This is a genomic window from Agrobacterium sp. BT-220-3, from assembly GCF_025910175.1.
GTDB classification, from domain to species: domain Bacteria; phylum Pseudomonadota; class Alphaproteobacteria; order Rhizobiales; family Rhizobiaceae; genus Agrobacterium; species Agrobacterium oryzihabitans.
Genome location: NZ_JAPAIX010000008.1, coordinates 77193 through 100084 on the forward strand (window position 1 = coordinate 77193; position 22892 = coordinate 100084).

Sequence of the window (22892 nt, forward strand, 5' to 3'; positions counted from 1 at the left end):
TCAGTTGACCTTCTTGTCCTTGCCGATGATCTGGCGGACGCCTTCCTTGGTGAAGGGTTGCAAAAGCTGCGGCACAAACCCCTTCGCGATCTCACCCTTGATGCCGATATCGGTGGAAGAGGGCCGATCGGGGTTGTGGTAGGAGCCGAAGATCACATCGAAAATGACGAGATTCTCGCCGTAATTGGTGTTGCCTTCCGGAAGCTGCTTTGAATGGTGCCACCGGTGCAGCCGCGGCGTGCTGAACACGTAGTCGAGCAGGCCGGTTTTCATATCGACATTGCAATGGGTCAGAATGCCGATGAAGGCCGTAACGGCCCCAAGCCACCAGAAGACCTGCAAAGGCGCGCCCATGAAATAGAGCGGTATCTGGCTGAGAGCGATCTTGAAAAGCGAGTCCGCCACATGAAAGCGGCCCGTATTGACCACCCACAGCCGGACAACGCTGTGATGCAGGGCATGGAAACGCCAGAAAAACACGGTTTCATGCGCGATGCGGTGGGCCCAGTAGAGACCGAATTCGGCGATGGTGACCGCAAGTGCGACCTGAACCACCATCGGCAGATCGGACGGCCACATGTCGAACCGCATGGCTGCAAGCGGTTGCAGCACATTGGCGGTAACCATTGGAAAGATCGCCCCCGCAACGGCGGCAAGCTGGACAAGACCCTTGGTCAAAAGTGTGTGGCCAATGCTGGTTGCGGTCTCACCGTCACCCTCAAGCCATTCGACCTCATAAGGGATGTAGCGTTCAAGAAGAAACAGGGCCGTGACCGCACAGGCGTAGACGACGAGGAACCCCGTTATCGGATGGTTGCTGGTGAAGGCGAAATAGGAGCCGGCGAGGCCGGAGAAAAACACCATCGGCCACGAAGCGTAGGTAAGGGCCTGTTTCATTGCCTGAGTTTTTGCCATGAATCTCAATTCCCGTCCGGCAATCATCTAACATCCAACCAGCGGCGCAGCTCCTCGCAGGATCGCGGTTGCCCGTCGCTGAAGCGCCCGTCCGTGCATGGATCGATGCGCTCTGGCCGCATCGGCCGATAATATTCCCACTCCCTGCGCCCGTACCTGTCGCTGCGCCGCAGTTCCCGTTTCAACTCGCTGCAGCTGCGTGGCTTCCCATCGCTTATGCTGCCGTCCGTGCAGGGATCGTAAACCCTGTGTTCCGCCACTGCCTCCGGCACCAGGGCCGGCTGAAGACTGAAGAATAGCGAACCGATCAGAAATGTGAGCAATCGCATCAGTCACCTGTTTCGTTTAAAGGATCAGGCCACTATTCCTCATTAGATTGCATGAACATGGCATGCGGTCGTCTCATCGGCTTGCCAGGCGGTTCCCGGCCGGTGATGTGCCCACCGCAAACCGGCATTTCCAAACTCCCATATGTCTTAACTGATTCGGATGGCAATATAGAGAAGCGTCAGGGCTATCACCCAGAGTGCTGCGCGGCCCCATTTTGTATGGCGCGCTTCCGCCTTGCCGATTGCTTCCGCCGTCTGGGCGTCGAAACGCAGGCCATTCTCGCTCATATACATCAGATCGGAATGCAGCTTCTCCGTCTTGGCCGCGATCTCGGGTGCCGCCTCGGCAAGCTTGAGAGCCGCCTTCACGCCGTCCTTCAGATCGGTGACGATGCGTTTCGGGCCGAGATTGTCCCTGATCCAGCCGCTGACGACCGGATCGGCCGCCTTCCACATGTTGAAACGCGGATTGAGCATGCGGGACACGCCTTCCACCACCACCATGGTCTTTTGCAGCATCACCAGTTCCGGGCGCGTTTCCATGTCGAAGAGTTCGGTTACTTCGAACAGCAGCGTCAAAAGCTTGCCCATGGAGATCGTCTCGGCCGGCTGGCCGTGGATCGGCTCGCCAATGGCGCGGATCGCTTGGGCGAAGCTGGCTTTATCGTGATGACCCGGCACATAACCGGCCTCGAAATGCACTTCCGCCACGCGCATGTAATCGCGGGTGATGAAGCCGTAGAGGATTTCGGCGAGGAAGCGGCGTTCCTTTTTGCCGAGGCGTCCGGCAATGCCCATGTCTACGGCGACGATCTCGCCCTGCGCATCGACGAAAAGATTACCGGGATGCATGTCGGCGTGGAAAAAACCGTCGCGCAGCGTGTGGCGCAGGAAAGACTGGATCAGCGTATCGGCAAGCTGGTTCAGGTCGTGACCGGCGGCCTTCAGCCCCTCGATGTCAGACATCTTGACGCCGTCGATCCATTCCATGGTGACGACATCGCGGCCGGTGCGTTCCCAGTCGACCTCGGGAACGCGGAACCCGGGATCGTCCTTGGTGTTTTCCGCAAGTTCCGAAAGCGCGGCGGCCTCAAGCCGCAGATCCATCTCAATCTTGGTGGTCTGTTCCAGCGTGCGCGTGACTTCAACCGGGCGCAGGCGACGGGCGGAGCGCACGAAACGCTGTTGCAGGTCGGCGATCAGATACATCGCCTCGAGATCGTTCTGGAAACGCTGGCGCACACCGGGGCGTATGACCTTGACGGCGACCTTGCGCGGCCCTTTCGGCGTATCCACCATGGCCGGGTGAACCTGGGCGATGGAAGCGGCGGCGATCGGATCGCCGAATTCCTTGTAGAGCTCTGAAACCGGGCGTCCGAGCGAACCTTCGATATTGGCCTTCGCCGCGGCTGCGGGGAAAAATGCCATGCGGTCCTGAAGGCTTGCGAGGTCGTCGGCAAAGTCGGCGCCGACGACATCCGGCCGTGTCGCCAGAAACTGTCCCATCTTCACATAGGACGGGCCAAGCCGCTCGACAGCCGTGGCCAGCCGGTCGCTGCGCTGCGCCCGCTTGGCCTTACTGCGGGCGAAGGGTTTCAGCAGCGCTTTCAGCACCTGTGCGGAAGCAGGCAGGTCATCGGAGGGCAAGGCCAGCACGACGCCTTCGCGCACGAGAACCCAGCCAACCCTTGCGAGGCGGAAATATGCGCCCAAAGTGCTCATGCTTATGCCTGTCTCCTGCTCTTGCCGGCCATGGTCTTAAAGCTTCCAGCCGGAATGCAGGGCGGCGATACCGCCGGTGTAATTCGTATAGGTCACGCGGGAAAAACCGGCGGTGCGGATCATCGTCGCGAAATCCTCCTGATTGGGGAATTTGCGGATCGACTCGACCAGATATTGATAGGGCTCGGCATCGCCGGTGATCATCTTGCCGAATTGCGGAATGGCGTTGAACGACCACGCATCATAAACGCGGTCGAGCAGCGGCATTTCCACTTCGGAAAACTCCAGCACCAGCAGCCGCCCGCCACGCTTGAGCACACGGTGAGCCTCTTTCAGCGCCACATCGATGCGCGGCACGTTACGAATGCCGAATGCGACCGTATAGGCATCGAATGTGTTTGCCTCGAAGGGCAGCTCCTCGGCATTGGCCTCAACGAAGGTCAGATTGTCGGAAAGCTTTCGTTTCGCCGCACGCTCCTCGCCAACGGCCAGCATCGAGCCGTTAATGTCGAGAACGGTGGCATGCGCCAGACGATTGGAGGCTTCGACGATGCGGAAGGCGATATCGCCGGTGCCGCCCGCCACGTCCAGAACCTTGTAGGAGGCATCCTTGCGTGGCGAAAGCGAGGAGACCATGGCGTCCTTCCACAGCCGGTGCAGACCGGCCGACATCACGTCGTTCATGATGTCGTAGCGCTTGGCGACCTTATGGAAGACGTCGTTGACCAGCCCCTGCTTTTTGCCTTCGTCCACCTTGTGGAAGCCATAGGACGTTTCCATGCCGCCTTGGGCAGTGGTACGGGCGTCGGTCATAGTCTGTCTCCATATTAATTGCGTGGCGGACCATAGCGGAAACGCCATGGCGACGCTATCTGTTGCCGCATCGCCTGGGCGCGACATTTCGCGTGCATTGTATAGACCACATGGTCCTAACGATAAACTGCCGGATAAGCCAGATGCCAGAATTGCCAGAAGTCGAAACCGTCAGACGCGGCCTTGCACCCGCCATGGAAGGAGCAAGCATCCGCAGGCTCCATCTCGGCCGTCCCGATTTGCGCTTTCCATTTCCGGAGGATTTCGCGGCGCTGATCGAAGGCAAGACAATCGTATCGCTCGGGCGCCGGGCGAAATATCTTTTAATCGAACTGGAGGACGGGCTGACCATCGTCGCTCATCTGGGTATGTCCGGCTCATTTCGTATTGAGCCGGAGGTGGATGGGGTCGGTGACAGGGACGCGCCCGGCGCGTTTCATTATGCCCGTTCGAAAGACGGCAAGCATGATCATGTCGTCTTTCATCTCGACAAGGGAGAAGAGCGTGTCTGCGTCATCTATAATGATCCGCGCCGCTTCGGCTTCATGCATCTGGTGGAGCGCAACAAGCTCGACCTTTACCCGGCCTTTGCGGAGCTTGGCCCGGAGCCGACGGGCAATGCGCTGAGCGCCTATTATCTGGCGAGCCGGTTTGAGGGCAAGAGCCAGCCTTTGAAAAGCACGCTCCTGGATCAGAAGATCATTGCCGGCCTCGGCAATATCTATGTCTGCGAGGCGCTGTGGCGCGCCCACCTCTCGCCTTTGCGGGCGGCAGGAACGCTGGTGACGAAAACCGGCAAGCCGAAACCGCAGCTTATCGATCTCACTGAGAAAATCCGCGATGTTATTGCGGATGCGATTGCCGCCGGCGGCTCTTCCCTGCGCGACCATATGCAGACGGACGGAACGCTCGGTTATTTCCAGCATTCCTTTTCGGTCTACGATCAGGAAGGCCAGCCTTGCCGGACACCCGGCTGCGGGGGTACGGTTGAAAGAGTGGTACAGGCCGGTCGTTCCACCTTTTATTGCGCCGCCTGCCAGAAATGACGGAGCCGGAATAACGGAGAGAGGGAGACTGCCGTGGACTATGAAACGATACTGGTGGAGAAACGCGATGAGGTGGGCATCATCACGCTCAACCGCCCCAAGGCGCTCAACGCTCTCAATTCGGTGCTTCTGAAAGAACTGCGGCACATTCTTTCCTCGTTTTCCGCCGATGATTCCATTGGCGCCATCATTATCACCGGCTCGGAAAAGGCATTTGCCGCCGGCGCCGACATCAAGGAAATGCAGGGGCTGGATTTTGTCGATGCCTATGTCGGCGACTTCCTTGGCGGCTGGGAAGAGGTCGCATCGACCCGCAAGCCGGTCATCGCAGCAGTCTCCGGCTTTGCGCTCGGCGGCGGCTGCGAGCTGGCAATGATGTGCGATTTCATCATTGCTTCGGACACGGCGAAATTCGGCCAGCCGGAAATCACGCTCGGCGTCATTCCCGGCATGGGCGGCTCGCAGCGGCTGACGAGGGCCGTGGGCAAGGCGAAGGCCATGGATCTGGTTCTGACCGGCCGCATGATGGATGCGGCGGAGGCGGAGCGCGCCGGTCTCGTATCGCGGATCGTGCCGGCCGCAAATCTCATGGATGAGGCGGTGGAGGCTGCGACCCGCATCGCCTCGCTGTCGCGTGCCTCCGTCCTCATGGCCAAGGAAAGCGTCAATCGCTCCTTCGAGGTGCCTCTGGCGGAGGGTCTGAGATATGAACGACGATCCTTCCAGTCGCTCTTTGCAACGGCGGATCAGAAGGAGGGCATGGCGGCCTTCGTCGAAAAGCGCAAACCCGCTTTCCGGAATCGCTAAGGATTCGGAATATCGGCGCTTTTAAGCGTTTTGCGCGTTGACGGGCGTAAGCTTTAGCGGTATATGCCCGCCCACGGTTAAGGAAAGCCATCCGGCTTGTCCGAAATTACTCCCGCATTCTTGGGTTACGTGAGGTCGTCGAACGACCCGATCCTCTGGTTGCGGAATTTGGTTTGAATTCGAAGAGAGGCATACATGGCCAATACAACTTCGGCGAAAAAGGCGACCCGCAAGATCGCTCGCCGTACCGCAGTCAACAAGGCTCGCCGTTCGCGCGTTCGCGGCTTCATCCGCAAGGTCGAGGAAGCGATTGCTTCGGGCGATCTGGCAGTAGCCACCGAAGCTCTGAAGGCAGCTCAGCCCGAGATCCAGCGCGCCGCCACCCGTGGCGTTCTGCATGGCAACACCGCATCTCGCAAGGTGTCGCGTCTCGCACAGCGCGTTAAGGCCCTTTCCGCCTAATCCGGCTAATCACAAATAATTATTCTAAAAGCCTGGTCTTCTGACCGGGCTTTTTGTGATTCTAACCGCCTGTTAATCATTCCTGCCGTAACGTGACAAACGCGTGTCAGATGGACGACAGGAAATATTTAGCAAAAACAATGGCTTGCTGGAGGTATCTCCGGAAATGGGAAGCTTTCTCTACGGAAGTCCCGACGAGTTTTGAGTCAAGAAGATTTTTATTTTTTTGCCAAAATCGCCTCTCAAAAAATGCCAAAATTGAATCTCATTGATTCATAAGCGATTCTGCTTCGGACCTTGCCGGTGATGCAAAACGGCCTATGCGAGTCAATGGCCGATCTGAGTTTTTGCAGAAAAAACGCCATTGATCTCTCCCCACGATCCTGCCTAAATGCATTTCAACAAGGGGTGCGGATCTCAGTCCACAGATTATCGTGATGATCACATCGACGGTATTCACCTTCTTGCTGGCGGGTCTTTCGAGGTCCGTTTTCTCAGGTCATGGAGCTTTTTGTGCCGTTTCGGTCTCGGAACGGGCGGGAGCTTTTTGTCCTCAAGAGTGCGCCTTTAGGTTGTGGCGAAAGGAGCGTCTTTAGCGTGTCGCAGGCCTCTCCATGAGGGGGAGGGAAATGGGATAACCGGCTCGCAAACGAGTAGAAGCCTTTGACGTTCTTTCGAGGGGAGCGCTGGAGGCAAGAATAATACGAGGGGGATCTCTGGCGATCGATTTTTGGTCGTCAGGCTATGATTGGCAATTTGAAAGGCGGCAATATGCAATTGAATTTGGCGATGGGTGCGGTGGCTGATGGGGACCGCGCACCGAAGGGTCGTGATGCAGCTTGCTCAGATGCGGCAGGGGACAAATCGGCAATGAAGCACGATGCGCTGTTTGAACGTTTTAGCGCGCGGCTTAAGGCACAGGTTGGTCCCGAGGTCTATGCAAGCTGGTTTGCAAGGCTCAAACTCCATTCCGTTTCGAAAAGCGTCGTCCGTTTTACCGTTCCGACGACCTTTCTGAAGTCCTGGATCAACAACCGTTATATGGATCTGATCACCAACCTCGTGCAGAGCGAGGACCCGGATGTGCTGAAGGTGGAAATTCTTGTCCGCTCCGCCAGCCGCCCGGTCCGTCCCGCGCAGGTCGAGGAGAGGGCGCAGCCCGTGCAGGACGTGGGTACGGTTCGCAACAAGTCCTTCATTCCGTCGCAGCCCGCGACAACCCCGTCCGCACAGCCTGCGGCGGCCCAGACAACCCTGCGTCAGGGAAGCTCCGGTCCGCTGTTCGGTTCGCCACTTGATACACGCTTCACCTTCGACACCTTTGTCGAAGGCTCGTCCAACCGTGTAGCCCTTGCGGCGGCAAAGACGATCGCGGAAGCGGGTGCCGGTGCCGTGCGCTTCAATCCGCTGTTCATCCATGCGGGCGTCGGCCTTGGCAAGACGCACCTTCTGCAGGCGATTGCGAATGCCGCCATCGACAGCCCGCGCAACCCGCGCGTGGTCTATCTGACGGCCGAATATTTCATGTGGCGTTTCGCAACCGCGATCCGCGATAATGATGCGCTGACGCTGAAGGACACGCTGCGCAATATCGACCTGCTCGTCATCGACGACATGCAGTTCCTGCAGGGCAAGATGATCCAGCACGAATTCTGCCACCTGCTGAACATGCTGCTCGACAGCGCCAAGCAGGTCGTGGTGGCTGCTGACCGTGCACCGTGGGAGCTGGAATCGCTCGATCCGCGTGTCCGTTCGCGTCTTCAGGGCGGTATGGCCATCGAGATCGAAGGTCCCGATTACGACATGCGCTACGAAATGCTCAACCGTCGCATGGGTTCGGCGCGTCAGGATGATCCGTCTTTCGAGATTTCGGACGAAATCCTGACCCACGTTGCCAAAAGCGTGACGGCAAGCGGGCGTGAGCTTGAAGGCGCCTTCAACCAGCTGATGTTCCGTCGCTCATTCGAGCCGAACCTCTCGGTTGACCGCGTCGATGAGCTGCTGTCGCACCTTGTCGGAAGCGGTGAGGCCAAACGCGTGCGCATTGAGGATATTCAGCGCATCGTCGCCAAGCACTATAATGTGTCGCGGCAGGAGCTGGTGTCCAACCGTCGTACCCGCGTCATCGTCAAGCCGCGTCAGATCGCCATGTATCTGGCCAAGATGCTGACGCCGCGTTCCTTCCCGGAGATCGGTCGCCGTTTCGGCGGTCGCGATCACACCACGGTTCTGCATGCGGTGCGCAAGATCGAGGAATTGATTTCCGGCGACACCAAGCTCGGCCATGAGGTTGAGTTGCTGAAGCGCCTGATCAACGAGAACAACGCATAATAAAAGCGGCCTTCGGGCCGCTTCAATCCGTTGGCCATCATCCCGCAATAGGCGACGTCATCCTCGGGCTCATCCCGAGGATCCAACCATGTTTCGGAAAGTCATACGGTTTCGTTATACCCTCAAGCGGCCCACTGGGCCGCTTTTTTATTGGCTTTTCGGGTCGCTCAATGCCGCCAATCAGCAGGCGAGATCGGCCACCACTGCATCCAGAATAAGCATGCCGGAAGGGGTGCAGCGCAGGCGCGAATTACCGAGCCTTTCGACGAAACCGTGCTGCAGAAGGAATTCTTCCTTCTCCGGATCGAGGTCGCGGCCGGAAAGATCGCTCCAGCGGGCGAGATCGATACCCTCGCGCAGGCGAAGGCCCATCAGCAGCAATTCGTCGGCCTGCTCATCCACGCCGAGCATTTCCTGGTCGACCATGCCGTGGCCTTCCCGCTCGACGGTCTCGAGCCAGGTTTCTGGGTGGCGCTCGGTGGCGGTCGCGAGCTTGGAGGCACCCTTGGTCAGGCGGCCATGGGCGCCGGGGCCGATGCCGGCATAATCGCCATAGCGCCAATAGGTGAGGTTATGGCGGCTTTCCGCGCCGGGCCGTGCATGGTTGGAAACCTCATAGGCCGGCATGCCGTAACGCTCGGTGATTTCCTGGGTCGCTTCATAAAGCACGGCCGACTGTTCGCCATCCGGCACGATGAGCTTGCCAGCCTTGTGCAGCCCGTAAAAGGGTGTGCCTTCCTCAATGGTCAGCTGGTAGAGCGACAGATGATCGACGGCATAGGAGACCGCCTCCTTCAATTCGGCGTCCCATTCGGCCACCGTCTGGTTCGGACGGGCATAGATGAGATCAAAGGACATGCGCGGGAAGATTTCCCGTGCCAGCCGGATGGCCTTCAGCGCATCGGCAACATCATGCAGACGGCCGAGGAATTTCAGATCCCGATCGTTCAGCGCCTGCACACCGAGCGAGACGCGATTGACGCCCGCCGCCCGGTAACCGCGAAAACGTTCCGCCTCGACGCTTGAAGGGTTGGCCTCCATGGTGATCTCGATACCATCCGGCACATGCCAGAAGCGCGAGACGCCATCAAGAACTGCGCCGACGGTCTGCGGGTCCATCAGCGATGGCGTGCCGCCTCCCATGAAGATGCTGGTGACCACGCGCGGGCCGCTGAGCGCCCGCATATGTTCCATTTCACGCAGAAAGGCAGCCGTAAACCGTTCCTGATCCACCGGACGGTGGCGGACATGGCTGTTGAAATCGCAATAGGGACACTTGGCCGCACAGAAGGGCCAGTGCAGATAGATCCCGAAACCGGGATCGCCCGTGTCCGGCAGAAGCGACGCGCCGGGGGCAGAAAAATGATGCTCCCCGACCATCGGGTTCATGCCTCCAGGCAGGTTTCTACGAATTTTTTAAAGGCGCGGGCGCGGTGTGACAGCGCTACCGCGTCACCCGGCTTCCAGCCGTGTTTTTCATCCGCCGTCATCTCGCCGAATGTAGTGTCATATCCTTCAGGCTTGAAGACGGGGTCATAACCGAAACCGCTCGTACCGCGCGGTGGCCACACCACAGTGCCCTCCACCTCGCCACGGAAATATTCGACATGCCCATCCGGCCAGGCGAGGCAAAGCACGCTCACGAAGCGCCCCGTGCGATCTTCTGGCTTCGATGCGCCACGCTCGGCAAGCGCATCTTCGACTTTCTGCATCGCCATGGCGAAGTCGCGGGTGCCATCGGCCGTTTCCGCCCAATTGGCGGTATAGACACCCGGCGCACCATCCAGCGCATCGATGACCAGACCGGAATCGTCGGACAAGGCGGGCAGACCCGATGCCTTTGCGGAGGCAAGCGCCTTGATGGCGGCATTTTCCTCAAAGGTGGTGCCCGTCTCGTCCGGCTCTTCGAAATTCAGCTCGGCAGCCGATTTGGCGGAAAAGCCGAAAGGTCCGATGAGATCGGCAATTTCGGCGATCTTGCCCTTGTTGTGGCTGGCGACAACGATCGTTCTGGTATCGAGCTTGCGCATGATGTTTTCCCGTCGGCTCAGGCAATCGCCTGTTTCTGAAGGGCGACCAGCTCGCTGCAGCCTGCCTTTGCAAGGCCGAGCAGCGTCAGGAATTCCTCTTCGGAGAAGGGTGCGCCTTCCGCCGTTCCCTGAACCTCGACGATGCCGCCAGAGCCGGTGATGACGAAATTCGCGTCGGTCTCGGCGGAAGAGTCTTCCAGATAATCGAGATCGATGACCGGTTGTTTTGCGAAGATGCCGCAGGAGATCGCCGCGATGTGATCCTTGAGGACCTTTTCGACCTTGATCATGTTGCGGGTTTCCATCCACTTCAGGCAGTCGTGGAGAGCAATCCATGCGCCGGTGATGGACGCGGTGCGTGTGCCGCCATCGGCCTGAATGACGTCGCAGTCGATGCTGATCTGGCGCTCCCCGAGCGCCTGCAGATCAACGACGGCGCGGAGCGAGCGGCCGATGAGGCGCTGGATTTCCTGCGTGCGCCCACCCTGCTTGCCGGCGGCGGCTTCGCGCTTCATGCGTTCATGGGTGGAACGCGGCAGCATGCCATATTCGGCGGTGACCCAGCCCTTGCCGCTGTTGCGCAGCCACGGCGGCGTCTTTTCCTCAAGGCTTGCGGTGACGAGCACATGCGTGTCACCGAACTTGACCAGACAGGAGCCTTCCGCATGTTTCGAGAAATTACGCTCGAAGGAAACCTTGCGCATCTGATCGGTTTTTCTGCCTGAAGGCCGCATATGATCCACTCTCCATGTTGGTTCCTGCCTTCTAAGGCGAGGCCCGGGCATTTGCAAAGCCAATTTCCATTTTGTCCCAGCGGTGCGACGCATTATATTGATGCAAACAGGATTTGGATGACAAAGAACGGACGAGATGGGCTTTTCAGCACCGCTTTCAAAAGATCAGGCATCGCTGCTGGATGAACGGTCGCGGGAGATTTTCCGGCGCATCGTCGAAGGCTATCTCGACACCGGCGAACCTTTGGGATCGCGCAGCCTGTCGCGGCTGCTGCCGATGTCGCTTTCACCCGCCTCCGTCCGCAACGTCATGAGCGACCTTGAGGAACTCGGCCTCATCTATTCGCCGCATATCAGCGCCGGGCGCCTGCCCACCCAGACGGGGCTGCGCTTCTTCGTCGACGCCTTCATGCAGGTGGGCGATCTGCCTGCTGAGGAGCGGGCAAACATCGACCGGCAGATCGGCCCGGTCGCCGGCCATGAACAATCGCTGGAAGGGCTGCTGACGGAGGCGAGCCGCATGCTATCAGGCATGTCGCGCGGCGCTGGCCTTGTGCTGACGGCCAAGAACGACGTCATCCTCAAACACGTGGAATTCATCCGGCTGGAGCCCACCAAGGCGCTCGCCGTGCTGGTCGGCGATCACAATCAGGTCGAAAACCGCATCATCGAATTGCCCGCCGGCATTTCGTCATCACAATTGATTGAGGCGGCGAATTTCATCAATGCCCATCTGTCCGGCCAGACGCTGCAGGAGCTGCGAGCCCAGTTCCAGAGGCAGCAGGCGGAATTGCAATCGGAATTGGGCACGCTGGCGCAGGATCTGATCGAGCGCGGCCTGGCCGTCTGGGCGGGTGACAATGAGGATGGCAAGCTCGGCCGCCTCATCGTTCGCGGACGCTCCAACCTGCTCGAGGGTCTCGCCGGCGAGGAAGATATCGATCGCGTGCGCTTGCTCTTCGACGATCTGGAGCGCAAGGAAAATCTCATCGAGATCCTAAATCTTGCGGAAAGCGGCTCTGGGGTCAGGATTTTCATCGGTTCGGAAAACAAGCTCTTTTCATTGTCCGGTTCATCGCTGATCGTCGCGCCCTACCGCGATGAGGAAAACCGTGTCGTGGGTGCGGTCGGCGTCATCGGTCCCACCAGGCTCAATTACGCCCGTATCGTACCTATGGTGGACTATACAGCGCAGATCATGGCCCGCCTTTCCCGCAAGCAGAGATAGGACAAAGCCGCAAGGTCAGAGAATGCGGCAAGCTTTTCGCCGCAAGCCTTGATTTTTGCCCGTCAAAGCTCGATATCGGGCGCAACCAACAACATTCAAATCTGGAGAACGTCATGACCGACGATACAAAAAAGCCCGGACCTGACGCTGATGTCGCCGAAGAGTTTGTCGAACCCGCGCTTGCCGGGGAAGAACCTGCCGAAGCCGCCGAACCCGATCCGGTCGAACTGCTCAAGGCCGAAAATGCCGATTTGCGCGACAAGTTCCTGCGTCTCGCAGCGGAAATGGACAATCTTCGTCGCCGCACCGAGCGTGACGTCAAGGACGCCAAGTCCTATTCGCTCGCCGGTTTTGCGCGCGACATGCTCGCCGTTTCCGATAATCTTCGCCGCGCTCTCGAGGCCATTCCCGACGAACTCAAGACCAATGGCGAAGCTGGTCTCAACGGTCTGATCGAAGGTGTGGAAATGACCGAACGCTCGATGCTGTCGACGCTGGAACGCCACGGCGTCAAGAAGATCGATGCTGAAGGCCAGAAGTTCGACCCGAATTTCCACCAGGCCATGTTCGAAATCCCCAACCCGGCGGTTCCGAATAACACGGTGGTTCAGGTGGTTCAGGCCGGCTTCACCATCGGCGACCGGGTCCTGCGCCCCGCCATGGTTGGCGTTGCCAAGGGCGGCCCGAAAGTTGAGATATCCGCATCGGCCGAGCCGGGCACCTCTTCTCTCAATGAAAAGGATGCCTGAGGCATTCTCTTCTTACCCCAATAAAAAACGCGCCTTCAGGGCGCGTTTTTTATGTCATGAAAACTGAGGCCAGCAGAAAAGTGGCTATCAGGCCGCCGTCGCCTGCTCCTGATTGAGGAAGGCGTAGATTGCCGTGTCGGAATCGGTGGCGCGCAGCTTGGCCACCAGTTCGGGGTCGCGCAGGGCGCGCGCAATTCTGGACAGGGCCTTGAGGTGATCCGCGCCGGCGCCCTCGGGCGCGAGCAGCAGGAAAACCAGATCGACCGGCTGGTCGTCCAGTGCTTCGAAATCAACCGGCGTTTCAAGACGTGCGAAAACACCGGTGATCTGGTGAATGCTGTTGAGCTTGCCATGCGGAATGGCGATGCCGTGGCCCACACCGGTGGAGCCGAGCTTTTCACGCTGGAGGATGACGTCGAAAACTTCCCGTTCCGAGACTCCGGTAATTCTGGCTGCCTTTGCGGCCAGCTCCTGAAGCAATTGCTTTTTGGAATTCACCTTGAGGGCGGGAATAATCGCATCTTGTTGCAGCAAATCTGCCAACGCCATTCTCTTTTTCCTTCATGCCATCGAGACGATGTGGGAGGCAGATACGCTTTCGCGCCCTGCCTCCCACAGTCCTGTCAGACTGTTCAGCTCTTGATCGTTTCCGCGTCGATCCAGCCGATATTGCCGTCATGACGTCGGTAGACGATGTTGAGATATTCCTTGCCCGGGCTGCGGAACAGCAGAACCGGTTCGTCCGTCATGTCGAGCGCCATCACGGCGCTGGCAACGGACATTGTCTTTATCTGTTTCGAACTCTCTGCCACGATGGTGGGTGCGTAATCTTCAGGGACCTCGTGATCCTCATCGGGAATAGCATCCATCACCGTATAGGCGATCTCCGGCATCACGCCATTTGCGCCGCTATGATGGTCTTTCAGCTTGCGCTTGTAGCGACGCAGGCGCTTTTCGATCCGCTCTGCGGCTGCATCGAAACTCGCTTGCGGATCATTTGCCTGACCCGCCGCATGCAATACAACGCCCGTATCGAGATGCAGCTTGCAATCGGCGGCAAAACGCGATCCCGACTTCTCAACGGTCACTTGGCCTGAATACCCCCCATCGAAGTATTTGGTAACTGCCAGACCTATATTGTCCTCAATCCGCTGACGGAAAGATTCACCGATCTCCATATGTTTACCAGATACACGCACACTCATGGAAATTTTCCTTTTTGTAGTGATTTGCGAGTACCAGCTTACGTCAAGCCGAGCGCGCATCCAAGCGTTTCGAAGACCTTAAAAAGCCCCCATTCGAATTTTACGCCCATGGACGGTGGAGATGAATCCGTTACAAATGACCTTGCTTACGTGTGCGGCGGGCTTCTAGCCCCTGGCGTGACAAGAGTCAATGGTGCAGCCGGGGGGCGGCAGCCAAGCCCTGAAAACGTGATCGTTTTCGCTGCTCAGTAGGCGGAGGCTCTTGCCTGCGCCTTCTTTTCCCGACGCCTCTGCACGGAGGAGGGGATGTTCATCGCCTCGCGATATTTGGCGACGGTGCGGCGGGCGAGATCGATGCCGCTCTTTTTCAGATTGTCGACGATATCGTCGTCGGAAAGCACCGCGTCGGCGGCCTCCTGCGCGATCATGCCCTTGATGCGGTGGCGTACTGCCTCCGCTGAATGGCTGTCGCCGCCTTCCACGGAGCTGATCGACACGCTGAAGAAATATTTCAGCTCGAACAGCCCGCGCGGCGTCAGCATGTATTTTTTCGACGTCACGCGGCTGACGGTGGATTCATGCATCTTGATGGCGTCGGCCACGGTCTTGAGGTTCAGCGGCCTCAGGTGATCCACGCCGTTAACAAGAAAGGCGTCCTGCTGGCGAACGATTTCGGTGGCCACCTTCATGATTGTGCGGGCGCGCTGGTCGAGGCTGCGGGTCAGCCAGTGGGCCGTCTGCATGCACTCAGCCAGAAAATCCTGATCCTCGCCCTGACGGGCCTTGTGCCGCGAGACCTCGGCGAAATAGGTCTGGTTGATGAGCACGCGCGGCAGGGTCTCGGGATTGATCTCGACAAGCCAGCCGCCTGCCGAGGAGGGGCGAACAATGATATCAGGGACGATTGTCTCCGAGACCATCGAATCGTAGCCGGCACCGGGGCGCGGATTGAGCGTGCGGATTTCCGCCAACATGTCGAGAAGGTCCTCTTCATCGACGCCACAGAGTTTTTTCAGGGCCGCGAAGTCCCGTTTGGCCAGGAGCTCCAGATTGTCGACAAGCGCCCGCATAGCCGGATCGAGGCGGTCCTTCTGGGCAAGCTGGATCGCCAGACACTCGCTCAGCGAACGGGAAAACACGCCCGGAGGGTCGAAACCCTGAAGGGTCTTCAAAACCTGCTCCACTGCCGAAGGAGTAGCTCCCAGCCGTTCGGCGACATCATCGACGGCATCCGTCGCGATATATCCTGTTTCGTCGAGCTGGCCGATCAGCGCATCGGCTATCATCCTGTCCTCCGGGGAGGATATGGCAAGCGGCAATTGTTGATTGAGATGGTCACCGATGCTTTGTCTCGCGGCAACGAAATCGTCGAGATCGTAACTTTCGCCGGACTCCTGCCCGGGCATGGATTTCCATTGGCTTGCGAGCTCGGGGGCATCGGCCTTTCGGGGTTCGCCATCGTCGGGAAAGACGTTTTCGAAGCTGGTATCGAGCTGTTCGCCAAGATTGGCGGCGCGCTCGCCATACCAGTCGTCGCTATCGGCGGTTACCGTTGCGGATTTGTCTGAGGCCTCGCTGTCGGCATCGCCGAAATTCTCTGCATCCGCAGGGCTGTCGCCGCCCAAATCGCCATCGTTTGCCGCAATTTCGAGCAGCGGATTGCGTTCAACCTCCTGCGCGATAAACTGCGTCAGTTCGAAATGCGTCATCTGAAGCAGCTGGATGGACTGCATCAGTTGCGGTGTCATCACGAGAGACTGGTTTTGACGCAGCAAAAGGCTGGCAGATAATGCCATGGCGGACGCGAAACTCCCCTTACAGCTTCTCCATTGCCACAGTTTTCATAAATTTTGCGAGGGCAAGAGAACTTGGCCCAAAAATTGCTTTTTTATTATGTTTGGTCAAGCGTCAGGGCGGGGCGCGATGAAGAATCTTTCGCGCCCGAAGCTTACAGGCTAAAATTATTGCCGAGATAGAGCCGACGCACGTCCGGATTGTTGACGATATCGTCTGCGCGGCCATGGGTCAGAACCTCACCGGCATGGATGATGTAGGCGCGGTCGATGAGGCCGAGCGTTTCGCGAACATTGTGGTCCGTAATGAGAACGCCGATCCCGCGTGCGGTCAAATGCCGGACGAGATTCTGGATGTCGCTGACGGAAATCGGATCGACGCCCGCAAAGGGTTCGTCCAGAAGCATGAAGGTCGGATCAGTCGCCAGAGCGCGGGCGATTTCCAGACGGCGGCGTTCACCACCCGACAGCGCGACAGCGGGCGACTTGCGCAGCTGCGCAATGTGGAACTCTTCCAGCAATTCATCAAGCTTGCGGTTGCGCTTGGCGCTGTCAGGCTCGTGTACTTCCAGTACGGCGCGGATGTTTTCCTCGACCGTAAGTCCACGGAAGATAGAGGCTTCCTGCGGCAGATAACCGACGCCGAGGCGCGCGCGCCTGTACATCGGCATGCCCGTCACATCGTTGCCATTGATGGCGATCTTTCCGGAATCCACCGGCACGAGGCCTGTGATCATGTAAAAACAGGTGGTTTTGCCCGCGCCGTTCGGACCGAGCAGCCCAACGGCCTCGCCGCGGCGCACGACCAATGACACGCCATTGACGACCCGGCGCGTATTGTAGGTCTTGGTCAGACCATGCGCGATGAGCGTGCCTTCATAGCGAGCCTTGTCGGCCGGCGAGGGCGCGTCCGCGGACCGGTCGCGTCCACCGCCAAATATTTTTGAGATCGAGGGTATCTTCACGAGGTGAGACTACTGTTTTTTCTGCGATTTTGGATCGAGCATGATCCGGACGGGACCGCCGCAGCTTTCGAGCTTGGCCTGTCCCGTATTCATCAACACAGTCAGCTTGCAGCCGGTGAACACATTCGTGCCCTCGGACAGCACGACCTGCTTGCCCGTGAGGATGAAGGTCTGCGCCGCCATGTCGAACTCGCCGTGATCGGCCGTGGCCTTCTGGGTTTCGGACGTCAGATAGACGTTATTGTCCACGAAGATTTTTTCGATGTTGGCATCACCGCTGGTGAGCGACGAACCTTGCCCCTTGTAGTTCACGGTCATCTTGCCGGCCTGAAGGGTAGTCGTGCCCTGCACCACTTTCACATTGCCGGTGAAATAGGCCTTGCGCTCCTGATCCCGGATTTCGAGCTGATCGCTTTCAATCGCGATCGGCTGATCGCCGGAAAGCTTCACGCCCTGCATATTGCTGGTGGTGTTCTGGGCAAAAGCCACAGTTGCAAGACACGAGAAAAAAAGACCAGCAGCTGTAAGGCCGGCGGATCTGCCAATGGAAACGGGACGGGAAATTTGCATCATCTGGACCGGGCTCTCACTTGCCTTCATTTTTGATATTGGATGCAGCGATACGTGCCCGTACCTGCCCCGAAAATGTAATCGTCTTGCCATTATCGGCGATATCAATCGATTGCGCAACAATCGAGCCGTCGTTTGTTTTGATTGAAACGGGCTCCTGGCTGCTCATTTTTCCGGCTTTCAGATCGACGTCCGCAGACTGGAACTTCGCTTGTATGCCATTGCTGAGATTGATGTCAAAAGGTGCGGTCATCTTCAGCTTATTGGTGGCCCGGTCGAAGATGCCTTCCTGGGCGATCACCTGGGCGATACCATCGTTCACCGGCACGGCGGCCAGAACCTTCTCAAGCGTCATCAGGTTGGGGTTGGCGATGTCCTGCAACGCACGGTCGGCGTTCATGGAATAGTCGATCCCCTTCTCGTTGCGGCCCGCAACGGCGGGTTTTTCCATTACGATCTTGCCGTCCTCGATCCTTGCACTTTCCAGCGAAACCTCGTCAGGCGCCCAGGTTCGGATCAGCGAAACAGCGATGAAGGCAAGCGAAATGACCGCTGCGCCGAGCGGCAGGATGATTTTCAGCCGTTTCACGCGCGCAGAATGCCTGAGCGCGCGCTCGTAAGCGCCGTTCTGGTCATTGGGCAGCGGAAATGCTGGCGCTGGTTCGCGGAGTCTTTCAAGCATAAGAGTGGATCCGGAAAACTTCCTGGGCACCATTTTGGCGCGCAACTGAAGCTTATATGTTTATCTTAATGTCTTTGGCATGAGTGCTTTGTCCTGCCAATATGGTTTTTGTCTGGAAAGGTGCAAGGGAAATGCGAATTTTATCGTAATTCTGGTTTCCTTATTGTTTCCTTGCGGCTTCGCGTTAGAAGAACCATATGGCCGTGATGCTTATGTCGCTTCAAAGGCCGGATGGCAGAGGTTCTCGATGGATAATATGGCGATAGCGGATCGCAGGCGTTTGCGCCGCAAGCTGACTTTCTGGCGGATTGCCGCTGTTCTCCTGCTCGTCGCCGGCATTTTCGGCCTTTACCGGTTTTTATGGACCGAGCCGCAGCAAAGCGCCAAGCCCCACATTGCCCGTGTCGAGATTTCCGGCCTGATCCAGGACAATACCGAACTTCTGGAGCGGCTCGACAAGATTGCCAAGAGCGATAATGTCAAAGGCCTGATCGTTTCTATTTCCTCGCCCGGCGGCACCACCTATGGCGGTGAGCGCATCTTCAAGGCCATTCGCGGCGTTGCGGAAAAGAAGCCGGTCGTGTCGGATGTCCGCACGCTGGCGGCTTCCGCCGGATATATGATCGCGTCGGCCGGCGATACCATCGTCGCCGGGGAAACCTCGATCACCGGCTCGATCGGCGTGATCTTTCAATATCCGCAGGTTGGCCAGTTGATGGAAAAGCTGGGCGTCTCGCTGCAGGAAATCAAGTCTTCTCCATTGAAGGCCGAACCTTCGCCCTTCCATGAGGCGCCCGAAGAGGCAAAGACGATGATCCGCGCCATGGTGATGGACAGCTATGGCTGGTTCGTCGACCTTGTGGCCGATCGTCGCAAGCTGCCGCGCGAGGATGTGCTGAAACTCGCGGACGGATCGATTTTCACCGGCAGGCAGGCGCTCGCCAACAAGCTGGTCGACACGCTGGGTGGCGAGAAGGAAATTCGCGGCTATTTCGAAACACGCGGCGTCGCCAAGGATCTGCCGATCGTCGAATGGCGCGCGCCATCGTCCCGTTCGCCTTTTTCGCTTTTCAGTGTTGCGCAAATAGCGAAGTTTCTGGGATATGACGATTTAATTCCCTTTGCGGGCTCCGGCCAGCTCGGTGCGGACAAGTTGTTTCTTGACGGTCTTGTTTCCGTTTGGCAGGTTGATCCGCGTTAAAAATCCAATTCTTTCAGGGGGCAACCGTGATCAAGTCTGAACTGGTGCAGATCGTTGCTGCGCGTAACCCGCACCTTTATCACCGTGACGTGGAAAACATCGTCAATGCGGTGCTGGATGAAATCACCGATGCCCTGGCGGCAGGAAATCGTGTCGAGCTTCGTGGTTTCGGCGCATTTTCGGTGAAAAACCGTCCTTCGCGATCCGGCCGGAACCCGCGCACGGGTGAGTCGGTTTTCGTCGAGGAAAAATGGGTGCCTTTCTTCAAGACGGGCAAGGAACTGCGCGAGCGCCTGAACCCTGGAATGGGTGACGAAGAGGACGATTGATCGTTCTTGCCGTTTGGCGACGGAAACGGAGCCGGCGGAACCCCGCAGCGATGGAGTATTCTCGGATGTCGAAAAAAATCATCAACCTCATCATCCTGCTTCCGCTGGCGATTATCCTCGTCATCCTGTGCGTGGCCAATCGTCAGGCCGTGACGTTGGCGCTCAATCCGTTCAGGCCCGAAGACGGTGTTCTGTCCTTCACCGCGCCGTTTTTCGTATTCCTGTTTCTGGCGGTCATTTTCGGCGTGCTTCTGGGATCTTCGGCCACGTGGTTTGCGCAGGGCAAGCATCGCAAGCGCGCCCGTATCGAGGCGAAAGAGGCCGTTCGCTGGCATGACGAGGCGAACCGGCAGAAAGCCGCCGCGACCGGACATGTTCCAAATGCGGGCCAACTCCCGGCAAAGTGATGTAGCCGACATTCGTTCCGGCTCTAGGCGAGCGGCGTGTGGAATGCTATTTGCTGCGCGATAAGACGCGGGCAGAAGCGGAAAGATTTCCATTGAAGAAAAAAGACAGCCGGCCGGGCAATCGCGTGCGTGCCGGGAGCGAAAAAAAACAGGTTCATGCCGCAAAGCCGGCACGGCGGGCGGATACGGCATCGAAAAAGCGCGAGCCGGATGCGGTGCGCAGCGTGCCGAAACCTGCGCCGAAGGAAAAGGCCATTCCGGCGACAGCGGTTGAGCAGGCGCCCGCGCGGGCTCTCAAGACTCGCACCGGCGAACGTCCCGCAGAACAGGTTCCGGTCATTCTGGAATCGAGTGGTGCCGGCGATTTTCACCTGATCGACAGCGGCAACGGCCTGAAGCTCGAACAATATGGCGATTACCGCGTCGTTCGTCCCGAGGCGCAGGCCCTGTGGCAACCGTCGGTTCCCGACCGCGTATGGCAGAATGCCGACGCCATTTTCACCGGCGATACCGATGAGGACGGCATGGGCCGTTGGCGTTTTCCAAAGGAAGCGCTCGGTGAGACCTGGCCACTCTCCCTGCTCGGGGTCGATTTTCTTGGTCGTTTCACGGCCTTCCGTCACGTCGGTGTATTCCCGGAACAGATCCTCCATTGGGAATGGCTGAAAAATGCCGTCGAGACCGCCGACCGGCCGCTCAAGGTGCTGAACCTCTTCGGTTACACCGGCGTCGCCTCCCTGGTTGCGGCGGCTGCGGGGGCTGAAGTTACCCATGTCGATGCCTCCAAGAAGGCGATCGGCTGGGCGAAGGAGAACCAGGCGCTTGCCGGGCTCGAACAGGCGCCGATCCGCTGGATTTGCGAAGACGCGATGAAATTCATCCAGCGTGAGGAGCGCCGCGGCAGCACCTACGACATCATCCTCACCGACCCGCCGAAATTCGGCCGCGGCACTCATGGTGAGGTCTGGCAATTGTTCGATCATCTGCCGCTGATGCTGGATATCTGCCGCGAAATCCTGTCGCCCAGGGCGCTCGGCCTGGTGCTGACGGCCTATTCCATCCGTGCAAGCTTCTATTCGATGCATGAGTTGATGCGCGAAACCATGCGTGGCGCCGGTGGCGTCGTCGCATCCGGCGAACTCGTCATTCGCGAGGCCGGGCTTGACGGCAAGACGCCGGGACGGGTGCTTTCCACATCGCTGTTCAGCCGCTGGGAGCCGAAATGACGAAGGACATGCGCGAAAACACCACGCGCCGGGTTGGCCAGGTCAAGGAAGTGACCAGCCTTGCCAATCCCATCATCAAGGATATCAAGGCGCTCACCCAGAAAAAGGGTAGGGAAGAAACCGGCACCTTCATGGCGGAAGGCTTGAAGCTGGTCATCGACGCGCTTGAACTGGGCTGGACGATCAAGACGCTGGTTTATGCCAAGGCCGCCAGAGGCAAGCCGCTGGTGGAGCAGGCGGCGGTGAAGACGGTCGCATCTGGCGGTCTGGTGCTCGAAGTCAGCGAAAAGGTTATCGCCTCGATCACCCGCCGCGACAATCCGCAGATGGTCGTCGGCATTTTCGAGCAGAAATGGAAACCGCTGAAGGATATTCGCCCGGAAAAGGGAGAGACCTATATCGCGCTCGACCGGGTCCGCGATCCCGGTAATCTCGGCACCATCATCCGCACGGCTGATGCGGCAGGCGCTTCGGGCGTCATTCTGGTTGGCGATTGCACCGATCCCTTTTCGCTGGAAACGGTTCGCGCCACCATGGGTTCGGTTTTCGCCACGCCTGTTGCCCGCGCTTCGGTCGAGGAATTCCTCTCCTGGAAAAAATCGGCCAATGTCAGCGTCGTCGCCACCCATCTCGCCGGCTCGGTCGATTATCGAAAGATCGACTATGCCGGAAAGCCGGTCGTGCTTTTGATGGGCAACGAACAGTCTGGCCTGCCGCCGGAACTGGCAGGCAAGGCCGATCAGCTCGCCCGTATTCCCCAGCAGGGACGCGCCGACAGCCTCAATCTCGCCATCGCAACCGCCGTCATGCTTTTCGAGGCGCGGCGACATCTCCTCGAACTGACACCGGTGAAGTAATGGCCAAAGCGGCGTTGTTTTCGAAATTTGGTCCGGCTTTCGCGCTGATCGTTGCTGCCCTTGTGCTGGATCAGATCGTCAAGCAACTGGTCGAAGCCTATCTGCCGCTGCAGGAGATGGTGCCGGTCGTTCCGTTCCTGGCGCTTTACCGCACCTATAATCTCGGCGTCGCATTTTCGATGCTGTCGGACATGCATGGCTGGTTCATCGTCAGCATGCGGCTCGTCATTGTGGTCTTCGTCCTGTGGCTCTGGCGCAAGACGGCAGCGGACCGAACCTTCGCCCATCTCGGCTTCGCCTTCATCATCGCGGGCGCGGCCGGCAATCTTCTCGACCGCTTTTTCTACGGTCACGTCATCGACTATATCCTGTTTCACACCGACACATGGTCCTTCGCGGTCTTCAATCTTGCCGATACTTTCATAACCATCGGCGCGGGCTGCGTCATTCTCGATGAGTTTCTGCACGCTCGGGCAGCTAAAAAGTAAAAT

The 22892-nt window shown here is 58.5% G+C and carries 24 protein-coding genes; 12 read left to right on the top strand and 12 right to left on the bottom strand.

What is annotated here, in order from left to right; all coding sequences use genetic code 11:
* The 3 genes from olsE to ubiE all read right to left on the bottom strand — a co-directional run bounded on the left by olsE (position 1) and on the right by ubiE (position 3779).
* Positions 1-915, bottom strand: coding sequence for an ornithine lipid hydroxylase OlsE (gene olsE, locus OK142_RS18820; protein WP_082184572.1), 915 nt, complete (start codon positions 913-915; stop codon positions 1-3).
* Positions 916-1391: 476 nt separating this feature from the next.
* On the bottom strand, positions 1392-2966 hold the full coding sequence (gene ubiB, locus OK142_RS18825; protein WP_498684557.1) for a 2-polyprenylphenol 6-hydroxylase: 1575 nt from the start codon (positions 2964-2966) through the stop codon (positions 1392-1394).
* A 36-nt stretch (positions 2967-3002) separates the two neighbouring features.
* A complete protein-coding gene (gene ubiE, locus OK142_RS18830; RefSeq protein WP_082183566.1) occupies positions 3003-3779 on the bottom strand; it encodes a bifunctional demethylmenaquinone methyltransferase/2-methoxy-6-polyprenyl-1,4-benzoquinol methylase UbiE in 777 nt (258 codons plus the stop codon).
* 143 nt (positions 3780-3922) lie between these two features.
* Between ubiE and mutM the strand changes: the two genes are divergently transcribed.
* The 4 genes from mutM (at position 3923) to dnaA (ending at position 8425) form a co-directional block, all read left to right on the top strand.
* Complete coding sequence (gene mutM / locus OK142_RS18835) at positions 3923-4825, top strand: bifunctional DNA-formamidopyrimidine glycosylase/DNA-(apurinic or apyrimidinic site) lyase (RefSeq protein ID WP_498684559.1); 903 nt, start codon at positions 3923-3925, stop codon at positions 4823-4825.
* 33 nt (positions 4826-4858) lie between these two features.
* On the top strand, positions 4859-5632 hold the full coding sequence (locus tag OK142_RS18840; protein ID WP_003493473.1) for an enoyl-CoA hydratase: 774 nt from the start codon (positions 4859-4861) through the stop codon (positions 5630-5632).
* Between the two features lie 195 nt (positions 5633-5827).
* A complete protein-coding gene (rpsT, locus tag OK142_RS18845; RefSeq protein WP_003493474.1) occupies positions 5828-6094 on the top strand; it encodes a 30S ribosomal protein S20 in 267 nt (88 codons plus the stop codon).
* Positions 6095-6964: 870 nt separating this feature from the next.
* Positions 6965-8425, top strand: coding sequence for a chromosomal replication initiator protein DnaA (gene dnaA, locus OK142_RS18850; RefSeq protein WP_246230960.1), 1461 nt, complete (start codon positions 6965-6967; stop codon positions 8423-8425).
* Positions 8426-8605: 180 nt separating this feature from the next.
* Here the strand turns inward: dnaA and hemW are convergent, their stop codons facing one another.
* The 3 genes from hemW to rph are packed head-to-tail and all read right to left on the bottom strand — an operon-like array spanning position 8606 to position 11189.
* Entirely contained in the window at positions 8606-9805 is a 1200-nt protein-coding gene (gene hemW / locus OK142_RS18855; protein ID WP_082184573.1) for a radical SAM family heme chaperone HemW, read from the bottom strand.
* A 5-nt stretch (positions 9806-9810) separates the two neighbouring features.
* Positions 9811-10455: an RdgB/HAM1 family non-canonical purine NTP pyrophosphatase gene (gene rdgB, locus OK142_RS18860; protein WP_498684560.1), complete on the bottom strand. Its 645-nt coding sequence runs from the start codon at positions 10453-10455 to the stop codon at positions 9811-9813.
* Between the two features lie 17 nt (positions 10456-10472).
* On the bottom strand, positions 10473-11189 hold the full coding sequence (rph, locus tag OK142_RS18865) for a ribonuclease PH (protein ID WP_046799315.1): 717 nt from the start codon (positions 11187-11189) through the stop codon (positions 10473-10475).
* 136 nt (positions 11190-11325) lie between these two features.
* On the opposite strand from rph, the gene hrcA reads away from it, so the two are divergent.
* Both hrcA and grpE read left to right on the top strand, forming a co-directional pair.
* On the top strand, positions 11326-12417 hold the full coding sequence (gene hrcA, locus OK142_RS18870; RefSeq protein WP_082183570.1) for a heat-inducible transcriptional repressor HrcA: 1092 nt from the start codon (positions 11326-11328) through the stop codon (positions 12415-12417).
* Positions 12418-12530: 113 nt separating this feature from the next.
* A complete protein-coding gene (gene grpE / locus OK142_RS18875) occupies positions 12531-13166 on the top strand; it encodes a nucleotide exchange factor GrpE (RefSeq protein ID WP_313612216.1) in 636 nt (211 codons plus the stop codon).
* 87 nt (positions 13167-13253) lie between these two features.
* Here grpE and ptsN read toward each other — a convergent pair whose 3' ends face one another.
* The 6 genes from ptsN to lptC form a co-directional block, all read right to left on the bottom strand.
* Entirely contained in the window at positions 13254-13715 is a 462-nt protein-coding gene (gene ptsN / locus OK142_RS18880) for a PTS IIA-like nitrogen regulatory protein PtsN (RefSeq protein WP_003503792.1), read from the bottom strand.
* Between the two features lie 83 nt (positions 13716-13798).
* Positions 13799-14371, bottom strand: a complete 573-nt coding sequence (gene hpf / locus OK142_RS18885) for a ribosome hibernation-promoting factor, HPF/YfiA family (protein ID WP_035219244.1) — start codon at positions 14369-14371, stop codon at positions 13799-13801.
* 245 nt (positions 14372-14616) lie between these two features.
* Positions 14617-16167 carry an RNA polymerase factor sigma-54 gene (gene rpoN / locus OK142_RS18890; RefSeq protein ID WP_498684564.1) on the bottom strand — a complete coding sequence of 517 codons (1551 nt, stop codon included), beginning with the start codon at positions 16165-16167 and terminating at the stop codon, positions 14617-14619.
* A gap of 152 nt (positions 16168-16319) precedes the next feature.
* Complete coding sequence (gene lptB, locus OK142_RS18895; RefSeq protein ID WP_003493493.1) at positions 16320-17129, bottom strand: LPS export ABC transporter ATP-binding protein; 810 nt, start codon at positions 17127-17129, stop codon at positions 16320-16322.
* Between the two features lie 9 nt (positions 17130-17138).
* Positions 17139-17702, bottom strand: coding sequence for an LptA/OstA family protein (locus tag OK142_RS18900; protein WP_035241518.1), 564 nt, complete (start codon positions 17700-17702; stop codon positions 17139-17141).
* A gap of 13 nt (positions 17703-17715) precedes the next feature.
* On the bottom strand, positions 17716-18381 hold the full coding sequence (lptC, locus tag OK142_RS18905; RefSeq protein ID WP_035241521.1) for an LPS export ABC transporter periplasmic protein LptC: 666 nt from the start codon (positions 18379-18381) through the stop codon (positions 17716-17718).
* 247 nt (positions 18382-18628) lie between these two features.
* Here lptC and sppA point away from each other — a divergent pair, with 247 nt between their 5' ends.
* The 6 genes from sppA (at position 18629) to lspA (ending at position 22889) form a co-directional block, all read left to right on the top strand.
* Positions 18629-19582, top strand: coding sequence for a signal peptide peptidase SppA (gene sppA, locus OK142_RS18910; protein WP_035241976.1), 954 nt, complete (start codon positions 18629-18631; stop codon positions 19580-19582).
* A gap of 2 nt (positions 19583-19584) precedes the next feature.
* Positions 19585-19911: an integration host factor subunit beta gene (locus OK142_RS18915; RefSeq protein WP_219256707.1), complete on the top strand. Its 327-nt coding sequence runs from the start codon at positions 19585-19587 to the stop codon at positions 19909-19911.
* Positions 19912-19976: 65 nt separating this feature from the next.
* Positions 19977-20318 (top strand): LapA family protein, encoded by a 342-nt coding sequence (locus OK142_RS18920; protein ID WP_003493507.1) that lies wholly within the window; start codon positions 19977-19979, stop codon positions 20316-20318.
* A gap of 92 nt (positions 20319-20410) precedes the next feature.
* Complete coding sequence (locus OK142_RS18925; protein WP_498684566.1) at positions 20411-21544, top strand: class I SAM-dependent methyltransferase; 1134 nt, start codon at positions 20411-20413, stop codon at positions 21542-21544.
* The gene (locus tag OK142_RS18930; protein ID WP_498684569.1) at positions 21541-22401 is read left to right on the top strand and encodes a TrmH family RNA methyltransferase; all 861 of its coding nucleotides are present in this window, start codon (positions 21541-21543) and stop codon (positions 22399-22401) included. Before OK142_RS18925 ends, OK142_RS18930 begins: the two co-directional genes overlap by 4 nt.
* Positions 22401-22889, top strand: a complete 489-nt coding sequence (lspA, locus tag OK142_RS18935; protein ID WP_003493513.1) for a signal peptidase II — start codon at positions 22401-22403, stop codon at positions 22887-22889. The genes OK142_RS18930 and lspA overlap by 1 nt, the downstream gene beginning before the upstream one ends.
* Positions 22890-22892 lie beyond the last annotated feature (3 nt).